Here is a 13,323-nt window from a genome sequence, read left to right as displayed (position 1 = left end):
CGTGCGGCTCGGCCAGGCTGGCGCCGGCCGGGGAGGCCATGGTTTGCAGGGAACCTTGTACCGCGGCCGTGTCGAATTGTGTCGGTTGCACTTTGCTGCGGCGACGTGCGGCTTGCCTGGCAGTCATTGACATAAATGCTTCGCTTTTAGAACATGGCCGGAGCGTCCGGCTTTATATCACGAAACCATGACATTCCCGAACCCCGGCAAGGCGCCTTTTTGACAGCAAATTGCCGCGCCGATTCCCCAAGGACCCCCGGCAACGGCTTCTGAATGTGTTCAAATAACGGCTGCGATCACCCCGAGCCGACCGGGTCTTCCCTGATCTGGTGCACTGGTCGGGCAAGATGGCGACCGGAACACATTAGCGCGAGATGACCCGCGCCGGTTGCCCCAACGTGCTGCACACACCGACAGGTGATGTTTGCGCCATCGACACTGAGACAGAGCCGTCCTTCCAGCCGCCGCCGTGCCGCCAGCCCGCGCTGCCCGCATCGGCGTTGCCCACTGGATCGCCCGCCCGCTCGTCCTATTTCCGAGATGTGACTCCATGCCAAGACCCATCCACGCTGTCATCCACCAACCCGCCCTGGCCAACAACCTCGACATTGTGCGCCGCAGCGCGCCCGCTTCGCGCATCTGGGCGGTGGTCAAGGCCAATGCCTACGGCCACGGTATCCGCCGTGTGTTTGCCGCGCTGCGCGGCGCCGACGGCTTCGGCCTGCTCGACCTGAACGAAGCCGTGCTGCTGCGCGACCTCGGCTGGCAGGGCCCGATCCTGCTGCTGGAGGGATTCTTCCAGCCGCAGGACGTGGACGTGATCGAACAATACCGCCTGACCACCGCCATCCATTGCGACGAGCAGCTGCGCATGCTGGAAAGCGCACGTCCCCGGGGGCCGCTGGCGATCCAGCTCAAGCTCAATACCGGCATGAACCGGCTGGGCTTCCAGCCGGCCCAGTACCGTGCCGCCTGGGAACGCGCCCGCTCGATGCCCTGTGTGGGCAGTATCGTCCATATGACGCATTTTTCCGATGCGGATAGTCCCCGAGGCGTCGCCCACCAGATCGAGGCCTTCGACGCGGCCACCGCCAACCTGCCGGGCGAGGCCAGCCTGTCGAACTCGGCCGCGGTGCTGTGGCATCCGCAGGCGCACCGGGCCTGGGTGCGCCCCGGCATTATCCTGTACGGCGCTTCGCCGACCGGGCGCGACGCCGATATCGCCGGCACCGGGCTGCAGCCGGCCATGTCGCTGCACAGCGAGCTGATCTCGGTGCAGGACCTGCAGCCGGGCGACAGCGTCGGCTATGGCTCCTTGTTTACTGCCGAGCGGCCGATGCGCATCGGCGTGGTCGCCTGCGGCTATGCCGACGGCTACCCGCGCCATGCCTCCGGCTGGGGCGAGCAGCGCGCGCCGGTGCTGGTCGACGGCGTGCGCACCGAACTGGTGGGGCGCGTGTCGATGGACATGCTGTGCGTGGACCTGACGCCGTGCCCGAAGGCCAAGGTGGGCAGCGCGGTCACGCTGTGGGGGCAGGGCCTGCCGATCGACGAAGTGGCGCAGGCCAGCGGCACGGTCGGCTATGAGCTGATGTGCGCACTGGCGCCGCGCGTGCCGACCACGGTGGCGACCATCACGGCGTCGGACAGCGCAGCGCCCGTGGTGGCCTGAGCGCGCAGTCCCGCACAAGCCGCGAGCGCGGGCGCAGGCCCGCCGCCTTACCATCTGCCGGCCGGGCCACTTGTGGGCCCGGCCCGCTTTTTTCCTGCAAGGACATCCGTTGGCCAAGACCAAGACTGTCTATACCTGTACCGAATGCGGCGGCACCACGCCGCGCTGGGCCGGCCAGTGCCCGCATTGCCAGCAGTGGAACACGCTGGTGGAGACGGTGGCCGAGACCGCCTCGACCAAGCGCTTCCAGCCGCTGGCCGCGTCGGCCACGGTGCGCAAGCTGTCCGAGATCGAGGCGGCCGACGTGCCGCGCTTTTCCAGCGGCATCGATGAATTCGACCGCGTGCTGGGCGGCGGCCTGGTGTCGGGCGGGGTGGTGCTGATCGGCGGCGACCCCGGCATCGGCAAGTCCACGCTGCTGCTGCAGGCACTGGCCAACCTGGCCGGGCAGCGCCGCGTGCTCTATGTCAGCGGCGAAGAATCCGGCGCGCAGATCGCGCTGCGCGCGCAGCGCCTGGGGGTGGAAAGCCCGTCGCTTGGGCTGCTGGCGGAAATCCAGCTCGAGAAGATCCAGGCCACGCTGGAGGTAGAGAAGCCCGAAGTCGCGGTGATCGACTCGATCCAGACCCTGTATTCCGAGGCGCTGACCTCCGCGCCGGGCTCGGTCGCGCAGGTGCGCGAATGCGCGGCGCAGCTGACGCGCATCGCCAAGAGCACCGGCATCACCATCATCCTGGTCGGCCACGTGACCAAGGAAGGCAGCCTGGCCGGGCCGCGCGTGCTGGAGCATATCGTCGACACGGTGCTGTACTTCGAGGGCGATACCCACTCCTCGCACCGGCTGATCCGCGCTTTCAAGAACCGCTTCGGCGCGGTCAACGAGCTGGGCGTGTTCGCGATGACCGAGCGCGGGCTGCGCGGCATCAGCAACCCGTCGGCGCTGTTCCTGTCGCAACATGAAGAGACCGTGCCGGGCTCGTGCGTGCTGGTGACGCAGGAGGGCACGCGGCCGCTGCTGGTGGAAGTCCAGGCGCTGGTCGATACGGCGCATGTGCCCAACCCGCGCCGGCTGGCCGTGGGGCTGGAGCAGAACCGTCTGGCGCTGCTGCTGGCGGTGCTGCACCGGCATGCGGGTGTCGCCTGCTTCGACCAGGACGTGTTCCTGAACGCGGTCGGCGGGGTCAAGATCACCGAGCCCGCCGCCGACCTGGCGGTGCTGCTGTCGATCCACTCGTCGATGCGCAACAAGCCGCTGCCGCGCGGGCTGGTGGTGTTCGGCGAAGTCGGGCTGGCGGGCGAAATCCGGCCGAGCCCGAGGGGGCAGGACCGGCTGAAGGAGGCCGCCAAGCTGGGTTTCACGCTGGCCGTGATCCCCAAGGCCAACGCGCCCAAGCAGAAGATCGACGGGCTCGAAGTGATCGCGGTGGAGCGCATCGAGCAGGCGATCGACCGCGTGCGGCACCTGGATTGAGCATGGACGGCGACGGTATTGCCTTCGAGACCGAACGCCTGCGGCTGCGCCAGTGGCGCGATGCTGACTACGCGCCGTTCGCCGCGCTCAATGCCGACGCGGAGGTGATGCGCTATTTCCCTGCCACGCTGACGCGCGCCGAAAGCGATGCGATGGCGGACCGCTGCCGCGACCTGATCGCGACGCGGGGCTGGGGATTCTGGGTGGTTGAGCGCAAAATGGACGGTGGCTTCCTGGGGTTTGTCGGCCTGCACGAGCCGGCGGCGGCACTGCCGTTTTCGCCGTGCGTGGAGATCGGCTGGCGCCTCGCACGCCATGCGTGGGGCAGCGGTTACGCCACCGAGGCCGCGTGCGGCGCGCTGGGCTGGGGCTTTGGCCGGCTGGGGCTGGATGAGATCGTGTCCTTCACTGCGCTGGACAACCGCCGCTCGCGTGCCGTAATGGAGCGGCTCGGCATGCACGAGGATGCACTCGTGTTCGAGCATCCCGCACTGCCACCAAGCCACCCGTTGCGGCCGCATTGCCTGTATCGTCTGCCGCGCACGGCGTGGCAGGAGGCCGAAGCCTAGCACCGCTGCGTCAATCCGCCGCAGGGCAGGGGATGCGGCCCCAGTGTGACGCCCAAGGCTGGCGCTGCAAAATCGGTAATAATGCGCAGCAATGCCGCGCCCTGAACTGACGGCACCGTTTACCGGATTACCTGATCACCATCTATGCAAGCCAACTCACGCGCCTATTTCCTGCTGATCGCCCTCGTTTCCTTCGGCCTGGTCGGCGTTGCGCTCTACCTCCAGTTTGAAAAGGGCTACCAGCCTTGTCCGCTCTGCGTGATGCAGCGCTTCGCCTTTATCGGCATCGGCATCTTCTCGTTGCTGGCCGTGGTGGCGCAGAACACGCGCTCGCTGTGGCAGGGGCTCGGCATGTTGTCGGGCATCGCCGGCATTGCGGTGGCGGTTTACCACGTGGCACTGCTACTTAACCCCAAGGCCAGCTGCGGCATCGATCCGCTGGAGAACTGGGTCAATGCGCTGCCGACGGCCAAGGTGCTGCCGCAGGTGTTTTATGCCGATGGCCTCTGCGCTGCGCCGCTGCCGCCGGTGCTGGGGCTGTCGGTGCCGGCGTGGTCGCTGATCTGGCTGTTTATCCTGACGCTGACGCTGGCGGTGGGGTTGATCCGGCGGGAGAAGAATTTCCGTTGAACTTCGCGGACAGCGGAATAGAGAACCGGCGCCACAGGCGCCGGTTTTTTTCTGCTGCGCGGCTTGACGCTGACTGTTCGCAAACAGGCGCCGGTTTGAAAGCTTTCGATTGATGGATGCGAAGGAGGGGACTCGGACCCGTCAGACCCCTCACGCAATCTGCTCAATCTGCTCCTGCAGTTCCAGCCATTTCTCTTCCAGCGTCTCCAACTCGCCGTTGACCTCGCCCTGGCGCTTCAGCATCTCCATCAGCTTCGCCTTGTTGGCTTCGGCATAGCTTGTCTCATCGGCCATGAACTGGTCGATTTCCGTCTTGGCCGTCTGGAGCACCGCCATGCGTTTCTCGACTTTCTCCAACTCCTTGGTCAACGGCTTGCGCAGCGCCGACAGCCGCTGGCGCTCATCCGCTTCAGCGCGGCGCTGATCCTTGCGGTTGACCGTAGCAGCGGCATCGCCACCGTTCTCCGCCTGATGCGCGGCCACCGCAGCATTGCGCTTGGCGGCGGCCTGTTGCAGCAGCCAGTCGCGATAGTCGTCCAGGTCGCCATCAAACGGCTTGATCGTGCCATCGGCCACCAGCATGAACTGATCCGCGGTAGCGCGCAGCAGATGCCGGTCGTGCGAGACGAGAATCAGCGTGCCTTCGAACTGCGCCAGCGCCATCGTCAGCGCTTCGCGGGTGTCCAGGTCGAGGTGGTTGGTCGGTTCGTCCAGCAGCAGCAGGTTGGGCTTCTGCCAGACGATCAGCGACAGCGCCAGCCGCGCCTTCTCGCCGCCGGAGAAGGGTTCGATCGGCGAGGTCGCCATATCCCCGCGGAAGTTGAAGCTGCCGAGGAAGTCGCGCAGTTCCTGCTCGCGGGTGTCAGGCGCCAGGCGTGCCAGGTGCTGCAGCGGCGAGTCGTGGTCGCGCAGCGTTTCCAGCTGGTGCTGGGCGAAGTAGCCGATCTGCAGGCCCTTGCCCAGGCGCAGCTTGCCGGTGAGTGGGTCCTGCGTGCCGGCCAGAGTTTTGACCAGTGTCGACTTGCCCTGGCCGTTGGCGCCCAGCAGGCCGATGCGCTGGCCGTTCTGGATCGACAGCGCCAGGTTGTGCAGGATGGTGACGGGCGGATCGGCCTCGGCATAGCCGCAGTCGACGCCGTCGAGCACCATCATCGGGTTGGGCGCGGCGTCGGGCTCGCGGAACTCGAAGGCGAAGCCGGATGCGACGTGCACCGGCGCCAGCCGTTCCATCTTCTCCAGCGCCTTGACCCGGCTCTGCGCCTGCCGCGCCTTGGTCGCCTTGGCCTTGAAGCGCGTGATAAACGATTCCAGGTGCGCGATTTCCTTCTGCTGGCGCACGTAGGCGGACTGTTGCTGTGCCATCTGCTGCAGGCGCAGCGTCTCGAACAGCGTGTAGTTGCCGCCGTAGCGGCGCAACTGCTGGTTCTCGATATGCACAGTGACGTTGCAGATCGCGTCGAGGAATTCGCGGTCGTGCGAAATCATCACCAGCGTGCCCGGATAGCGCGCCAGCCAGTCTTCCAGCCAGACGATGGCGTCCAGGTCCAGGTGGTTGGTGGGTTCGTCGAGCAGCAGCAGATCGGACGGGCACATCAGCGCCTGCGCCAGGTTCAGGCGCATGCGCCAGCCGCCGGAGAACGACGCCACCGGCTGCGTCACCTGCGCCAGCGTGAACCCCAGGCCCAGCAGCAGCGCCTCGGCGCGCGCCGGGGCGGTGTAGCCGTCGGCGTCGGCAAACTCGGCGTGGGCCTCGCCCTCGGCGCTGCCGTCGCCGGTGCCCTGTGCGGCGGCGATGGCGGCTTCGATCTCGCGCAGGCGCGTGTCGCCGTCGATCACGTAGTCCACCGCGCTGCGGTCCACCGCCGGCGTTTCCTGCGCCACGTGTGCGACGCGCCACTGCGTGGGCACGCTGACATCGCCCCCGTCCGGATGCAGTTCGCCACGCAGCAGCGCGAACAGCGTCGACTTGCCGCTGCCGTTGGCGCCGACAAGGCCAACGCGCTCGCCCGGGTTGAGCGTCACGCTGGTGTGGTCGAACAGCACCTTGGTGCCGCGCTGGAGGACAAGCTGGTCGATTCGGATCACGAGTGGGGAAGCGTCTGAAAGAAGAACGGAAAAACGCAGAGAAAAGCGGTCAGCGGCGGGTTTGCTGCGCTGGCCGGCATTGTAGCGTTTCCGGTGCGGGCCCATGCCCGCAGATGTGAAAACGGTTCCGACGCGGTGCCGATCATGCACCTGCGCGGTGCCGGGTGCGCCCGCGCGCCTAGGGATTACCCTCGGTCTGGTAAAACTCTATTTTCTTTGGGTATGGGTTGAGTGTAAATTCATTTACACGATACAAATCACCGTTTTTCGAATTTTTCCTGACCCTTCCGCATGTCCAACGGCCATTCCATCTCCGACCGCATTGCGCGCAGCCTGCCGACGCTGACGCCGGCACACCGCCGCATGGCGGAATACGTGCTGGCGAACCTGTTCCGCGCGGCGACGATGCGCATCGACGAGTTCGCGACGGCAGTGGAGGTATCGGTCGCTACGGCCAACCGCTTTGCGCGGGCGCTGGGCTTTGACGGCTATCCGCAGTTCCGGGCCGAACTGGTGCGTGGCTATGAAGCCACGCTGGCCCCGGTGGAGCGGCTGCGCAGCGAACTGGAGCGGCCCGCGACCGCGGCCGAGGTGTTTGCCGCCTCGCTGGAAGACGCCGCCGCCAATGCCGAAGCTACGCGGCGCGGCATCGATGCTGCAGCCTGCGAGCGCGCGGTCTCGGCGATCCTGGGGGCGCAGCGCGTATACGTAGCGGGTTTCGGCGCGAGTGGTTTCCTCGCCGGCCTGCTGCAGCACGGGCTGGAAATGCACTGCCGCACGGTGACCTCCGTGGCAGGCGCCGGTGGCGCCTCGCATGCGGCGCGCCAGTTGTTCAAGCTGCAGCCGAGCGACCTGCTGATCGTGATCGCCTTCCCGCGCTATGTCGCCGACACCGTCGAGCTTGCCCAGCGTGCCAAGGCGCACGGCGGCCAGTTGCTGGCGCTGACCGACGGGCCGACCTCGCCGCTGGCGCCGATTGCCGATATCGCGCTGTACGCGCAGGCGGCCAACCGGCTCTCCGCCAATTCCGATGCCACCGTGCTGGCGCTGATCGAAGCGCTGTGCGGCGCGGTGGCGCATCGGGCCGAGCGGCCGGTCAAGGCCGCCGCCGAAATGACCGAATTCCTGCTGCCGTGGCTGTATGGCGCCGCGGGCGTCGAACGCGCGCAGCGTGCGGACCGCGCCAATCGCAGCGAGCGCGACCACGACGACGCTGCACAGCCCATCGAAGCCAAGGCCGGCGCTACGCGCCGCCGTTCCCCTCACACCCAGAAGTCCTGAGCTCCCTCTCATGCATCAAGCAGTCATTGCCATCCACGGCGGCGCCGGCACCATTACCCGCGCCGCGATGGACCCCGCACGCGAACGCGAATACACCGAGGCGCTGCAACACGTGCTGCGAGCCGGGCAGCGCATCCTGGCCGATGGCGGCAGCGCGCTCGACGCCGTCACCGAGGCCGTGCGCCTGCTGGAAGAATGCCCGCTGTTCAATGCGGGCAAGGGCGCCGTGCTGACCCATGCCGGCACCTTTGAACTGGACGCCGCGGTGATGGACGGCGCCACGCTCGATGCCGGCGCGGTGGCCTGCGTCACGCGCCTGCGCAATCCGGTGCTGGCCGCGCGCGCGGTGCTGGATCGCAGCGAGCATGTGCTCTTTGCCGGCGCCGGCGCCGAGGCGTTTGCCGAAGCGCAGGGCCTGGAACTGGTGGCGCCGGACTACTACTTCACGCAGGCTCGCCACGATCAGTGGCAGCGCGCGCGCGGCACCGCAGGCATGGCGCTGCTGGACCACGACGCCGCCGCGCTGGCCGCGCAGGGCAAGGCCCGGCCGGCCGATCCGATCGATCCCGACAGCAAGTTCGGCACCGTCGGCGCGGTCGCCTGCGACAGCCAGGGCAACCTGGCCGCGGCCACTTCCACCGGCGGCGTGACCAACAAGCGCGTGGGCCGCGTTGGCGATACGCCGGTGATCGGCGCGGGCTGCTATGCCGATGACGTGGCGGCCGTGTCCGCGACCGGCACCGGCGAAATGTTCATCCGCACCGTGGCCGCTTACGACGTGTCCGCGCAGATGCGCTACGCCGGCCTGTCGCTCGAGGAATCGGCCCGGCGCGTGGTGATGGAAAAACTGCGCGCCATCAACGGCCGCGGCGGCCTGATCGCGGTGGACCGCGCCGGCAACGTCACGCTTCCGTTCAACACCGAAGGCATGTATCGCGGTTTCGCCCGGGTGGGCGAGGCGGCGAACGTGTCGATCTACGGCTGACCTGCACCGCACCAGCAAGTCCGAGCATCAAGCAGCAATACAAGGAGTTCCAGTGGCCACCACTACCCCTGCGCAATCGCACGCTTCCGCATCCGGCATCGCACTGCCGCCCGAGCGCGTCGTCTCGGTGAACGGGCTGACCGTGCGCTTTGCCACGTCCGAGCGCACCGTCGAGGCGGTGCGCAACCTGTCTTTCCATGTCGACCGCGGCGAGACGCTGGCGGTGGTGGGCGAGTCGGGCTCGGGCAAGTCGGTCACGTCGCTGGCGCTGATGCGCCTGGTCGAACATGGCGGCGGCAAGATCGTCTCCGGCAGCATGGCGCTGCGCCGGCGCGGCGGCGAGGTGCTCGACCTGGTGCGCGCGGACAACGCCACGCTGCGCAGCGTGCGCGGCGCCGACGTGGCGATGATTTTCCAGGAGCCGATGACCTCGCTCAACCCGGTCTTCGCGGTGGGCGAGCAGATCGCCGAATCGATCCGGCTGCACCAGGGCAAGAGCCGCGCCGCTGCGCGCGCCGAGGCGCTGCGCATGCTGGAGCTGGTGCGCATCCCCGAGGCGCGCCGCGTGCTGGAGCGCTATCCGCACCAGCTCTCGGGCGGCATGCGCCAGCGCGTGATGATCGCGATGGCGCTGTCGTGCAAGCCGGCGCTCCTGATCGCCGACGAGCCGACCACGGCACTGGACGTGACCATCCAGGCCGAAATCCTGCAGCTGATCCGCGGGCTGCAGGCCGAGATGCATATGGGCGTGGTCTTTATCACCCACGACATGGGCGTGGTGGCCGAGGTGGCCGACCGCGTGCTGGTGATGTATCGCGGCGAAAAGGTGGAAGAGGGCAGTTCGGAGGACGTGTTCCGCGCGCCGGCGCATCCGTACACCCGTGCGCTGCTGTCGGCGGTGCCGCGGCTGGGCGCGATGAGCGGCACCGACCTGCCGGCCAAGTTCCCGCTGCTGCGCCTGGACAGCGCCAACGCCGAGCCGGTCGCGCCACAAGACACCGTGACGCCTGGCGTCGCGCCGATCCTGCGCGTGCAGGACCTGGTGACACGCTTCGACGTGCCCGGCGGCCTGTTCGGCCGCGTCACGCGGCGCGTGCACGCGGTCGAGAAGGTCAGCTTCGACCTCTATCCCGGCGAGACGCTGGCGCTGGTGGGAGAGTCCGGCTGCGGCAAGTCCACCACGGGCCGCTCGCTGCTGCGCCTGGTGGAAAGCCAGAGCGGCACGATCGAGTTCGCCGGGCAAAACATCAGCAAGATGGAGGGGCCAGCGCTGCAGACCCTGCGCCGCAATATCCAGTTCATCTTCCAGGACCCGTTCGCCTCGCTCGATCCGCGCGTACCGGTGGGCTATTCGATCATGGAGCCGCTGCTGGTGCACAAGGTCGCCAGCGGCAAGGAGGCCGAGCAGCGCGTGGCCTGGCTGCTCGACAAGGTGGGGCTGGACCCCTCGCACGCGGCGCGCTATCCGCACGAGTTCTCCGGCGGCCAGCGCCAGCGCATCTGCATTGCGCGCGCGCTGGCGCTGAACCCCAAGGTGGTGGTGGCCGATGAATCGGTCTCCGCGCTGGACGTGTCGATCCAGGCGCAGATCGTCAACCTGATGCTGGACCTGCAGCGCGAGCTTGGCATCGCCTTCCTGTTTATCTCGCACGACATGGCGGTGGTGGAGCGCGTGAGCCACCGCGTGGCGGTGATGTACCTGGGCCAGATCGTCGAGATCGGCCCGCGCCGCGCCATTTTCGAGAACCCGCAGCACCCCTACACAAAAAAGCTGATGTCGGCGGTGCCGATCGCCGACCCGGCGCGGCGCCACCTGCGGCGCGAGCCGCTGAACGACGAGATCCCCAGCCCGATCCGCGTGGTCGGCGACGAACCGGTGGTGCAGCCGCTGGTGCCGGTGCCTGGCGGTAGCGGGATTGGTCATTTTGTTGCCCGGCACGCCGTTGGCGGCGCCTACTGAAACGGAAGTAAATCCAAGGAGAATCGAGATGTCTGCACGGATGGTTTCGCCCAGGCTGGTGGCCGGGCTGCTTGCGGCCGGCGCGATGGGCGCGCTGGCGCCGCTGTCCGCCTTTGCCGCCAAGGACGCGGTGATGGCCGTCGCTTCCACGTTTACCTCGCTCGACCCGTACGACTCGAACGACACGCTATCGCAGGCCGTGTCCAAGAGCTTCTACCAGGGGCTGTTCGGCCTGGACAAGGACATGAAGCTGGTCAACGTGCTGGCCGAGAGCTATGACGTCAGCAAGGATGGCCTGACCTACACCATCAAGCTGAAGAAGGGCGTCAAGTTCCACGATGGCACCACGTTCGACGCCGCCGCCGTCAAGGCCAACCTGGACCGCGTGACCAACCCTGCCAACAAGCTCAAGCGATATACGCTGTTCAACCGCGTGGCGAAGACCGACGTGGTGGACGGCAGCACGGTGAAGGTCACGCTGAAGGAGCCGTTCTCGCCCTTCGTCAACGTGCTGGCCCATCCGTCGGCCGTGATGATCTCGCCGGCGGCGCTGCAGAAGTACGGCAAGGACATTGCCTTCCACCCGGTCGGCACCGGCCCGTTCGAGTTCGTCGAGTGGAAGCAGCCTGACCACCTCAAGGGCAGGAAGTTTGCCGGCTTCTGGAAGACCGGTTACCCGAAGATCGACACCATCACCTGGAAGCCGGTGGTCGACAACAACACGCGCGCCGCCGTGATGCAGACCGGCGAGGCGGACTTTGCCTTCAGCATCCCGTTCGAGCAGGCCGCGGTGCTGAAGAACAGCACCAAGGTGGACCTGATCTCGGCGCCGTCGATCATCCAGCGCTACCTGAGCCTGAATACGATGGTGAAGCCGTTCAACGACCCCAAGGTGCGCCAGGCCATCAACTACGCGATCAACAAGGACGCGCTGGCCAAGGTCGCCTTTGCCGGCTACGCCGTGCCGTCCGAGGGCGTGGTGCCGCCGGGCGTGGACTTTGCGGAGAAGCTGGGCCCGTGGCCGTATGACCCGGCCAAGGCGCGCGCGCTGCTGAAGGAGGCCGGCTACCCGAACGGCTTCGAGACCACGCTGTGGTCGGCCTACAACCACACCACCGCGCAGAAGGTGATCCAGTTCGTGCAGCAGCAGCTGCAGCAGGTCGGCATCAAGGCCTCGGTGCAGGCGCTCGAAGCCGGCCAGCGCGTGGAGAAGGTGGAGAGCGTGCAGAAGCCGGAAGACGCCGGCGTGCGCATCTACTACGTGGGCTGGTCGTCGTCGACCGGTGAATCGGACTGGGCGCTGCGTCCGCTGCTGGCTTCCGAGTCGATGCCGCCCAAGCTGCTGAACACCGCGTACTACAAGAACGACCAGGTCGATGCCGATATCGCCGGCGCGCTGCGCACCACCGATCGTGGCGAAAAGGCGCGCCTGTACAAGGACGCCCAGGAACGCATCTGGAAGGATGCGCCGTGGGCCTTCCTGGTGACCGAGAAGGTGCTGTTCGCACGCAGCAAACGGCTGACCGGTGCCTACGTAATGCCGGACGGCTCGTTCAATTTCGACGAGATCGATATCAAGCAGTAATGGGTAGATGGTCGGGCGCCGGCAGTACCCAGGCGCCCGATTCACGCTATCCCATCCCAGAGCAGTAAGCAGTAAAGCAGTAAGCCGACAGACGGCCGCCTGCCCGCGACGCGGGGTTCGCAGGCGGGCGGCCCGCGGCCTTTCCTCTTGGTGTGTCATGCTGAATTATTTCCTCAAACGTGTGCTGGGCGTGATCCCCACGCTGCTGATCGTGGCAGTGCTGGTGTTCCTGTTCGTCCACCTGCTGCCGGGCGATCCCGCGCGGCTGGCGGCGGGCCCGGAGGCCGACTCGGCCACGGTCGAACTAGTGCGCAAGGATCTTGGGCTGGACCGGCCCATGCACGAGCAGTTCGTCAACTTCTTCTCCAATGCGGTCCGCGGCGAGTTCGGCCATTCGCTGCGCACCAAGCGCCCGGTGAGCGAGGAAATCGGTGACCGCTTCATGCCCACGCTGCTGCTGACGGTGGCGTCGATGGCCTGGGCGGTGGTGTTCGGCATGGCGATCGGCATCGGCTCGGCCGTGTGGCGCAACCGCTGGCCGGACCGGCTCGGCATGACGCTGGCGGTGTCGGGCATCTCGTTCCCGGCCTTTGCGCTGGGCATGCTGCTGATGGAAGTGTTCTCGGTGCAGCTGGGCTGGCTGCCGTCGATCGGCGCCGACAGCTGGAAGCACTACGTGTTGCCGTCCATCACGCTGGGTGCGGCGGTGGCCGCGGTGATGGCGCGTTTTACGCGGGCCTCGTTCGTCGAGGTGCTGCAAGAGGATTTCATCCGCACCGCCCGCGCCAAGGGCGTGCACGAGACGCTGGTGGTGGCCAAGCACGGCCTGCGCAACGCCATGATCCCGGTGGTGACGATGATGGGCCTGCAGTTCGGCTTCCTGCTGGGCGGCTCGATCGTGGTGGAAAAGGTGTTCAACTGGCCGGGCCTGGGGCGCCTGCTGGTCGATGCCGTCGAGATGCGCGACTACCCGGTGATCCAGGCCGAGGTGCTGCTGTTCTCGCTCGAATTCATCCTGATCAACCTGGTGGTGGACATGCTCTACACCGTGATCAACCCAACCATCCGCTACAAGTGAGGCCGGC

Annotated in this window: 10 protein-coding genes; 9 read left to right on the top strand and 1 reads right to left on the bottom strand. The window is 67.2% G+C overall.

Annotated elements, in window-relative coordinates:
• The first annotated feature begins 550 nt into the window (after positions 1-550).
• From alr to AC10V3_RS11545, 4 genes are all read left to right on the top strand, one after another.
• Entirely contained in the window at positions 551-1,672 is a 1,122-nt protein-coding gene (alr, locus tag AC10V3_RS11560) for an alanine racemase (RefSeq protein WP_022535394.1), read from the top strand.
• A 109-nt stretch (positions 1,673-1,781) separates the two neighbouring features.
• The gene (gene radA / locus AC10V3_RS11555) at positions 1,782-3,143 is read left to right on the top strand and encodes a DNA repair protein RadA (RefSeq protein WP_022535393.1); all 1,362 of its coding nucleotides are present in this window, start codon (positions 1,782-1,784) and stop codon (positions 3,141-3,143) included.
• A gap of 2 nt (positions 3,144-3,145) precedes the next feature.
• On the top strand, positions 3,146-3,712 hold the full coding sequence (locus AC10V3_RS11550; RefSeq protein ID WP_022535392.1) for a GNAT family N-acetyltransferase: 567 nt from the start codon (positions 3,146-3,148) through the stop codon (positions 3,710-3,712).
• A 144-nt stretch (positions 3,713-3,856) separates the two neighbouring features.
• On the top strand, positions 3,857-4,342 hold the full coding sequence (locus tag AC10V3_RS11545) for a disulfide bond formation protein B (RefSeq protein WP_022535391.1): 486 nt from the start codon (positions 3,857-3,859) through the stop codon (positions 4,340-4,342).
• Positions 4,343-4,492: 150 nt separating this feature from the next.
• On the opposite strand, the gene AC10V3_RS11540 is transcribed toward AC10V3_RS11545, so the two are convergent.
• The gene (locus AC10V3_RS11540) at positions 4,493-6,427 is read right to left on the bottom strand and encodes an ATP-binding cassette domain-containing protein (protein ID WP_022535390.1); all 1,935 of its coding nucleotides are present in this window, start codon (positions 6,425-6,427) and stop codon (positions 4,493-4,495) included.
• Positions 6,428-6,718: 291 nt separating this feature from the next.
• On the opposite strand from AC10V3_RS11540, the gene AC10V3_RS11535 reads away from it, so the two are divergent.
• The 5 genes from AC10V3_RS11535 to gsiC all read left to right on the top strand — a co-directional run bounded on the left by AC10V3_RS11535 (position 6,719) and on the right by gsiC (position 13,316).
• Positions 6,719-7,708, top strand: coding sequence for a MurR/RpiR family transcriptional regulator (locus tag AC10V3_RS11535; RefSeq protein WP_349607315.1), 990 nt, complete (start codon positions 6,719-6,721; stop codon positions 7,706-7,708).
• 10 nt (positions 7,709-7,718) lie between these two features.
• A complete protein-coding gene (locus AC10V3_RS11530) occupies positions 7,719-8,693 on the top strand; it encodes an isoaspartyl peptidase/L-asparaginase family protein (protein WP_022535388.1) in 975 nt (324 codons plus the stop codon).
• A gap of 52 nt (positions 8,694-8,745) precedes the next feature.
• On the top strand, positions 8,746-10,653 hold the full coding sequence (locus tag AC10V3_RS11525) for a dipeptide ABC transporter ATP-binding protein (RefSeq protein ID WP_022535387.1): 1,908 nt from the start codon (positions 8,746-8,748) through the stop codon (positions 10,651-10,653).
• Between the two features lie 28 nt (positions 10,654-10,681).
• Entirely contained in the window at positions 10,682-12,238 is a 1,557-nt protein-coding gene (gsiB, locus tag AC10V3_RS11520; protein ID WP_349607316.1) for a glutathione ABC transporter substrate-binding protein GsiB, read from the top strand.
• A 157-nt stretch (positions 12,239-12,395) separates the two neighbouring features.
• Positions 12,396-13,316, top strand: coding sequence for a glutathione ABC transporter permease GsiC (gsiC, locus tag AC10V3_RS11515; protein WP_022535385.1), 921 nt, complete (start codon positions 12,396-12,398; stop codon positions 13,314-13,316).
• Positions 13,317-13,323 lie beyond the last annotated feature (7 nt).

The sequence above is a fragment of the Cupriavidus sp. PB-02 genome (assembly GCF_058252315.1).
This window is presented reverse-complemented; position numbering and strand designations above follow the sequence as displayed.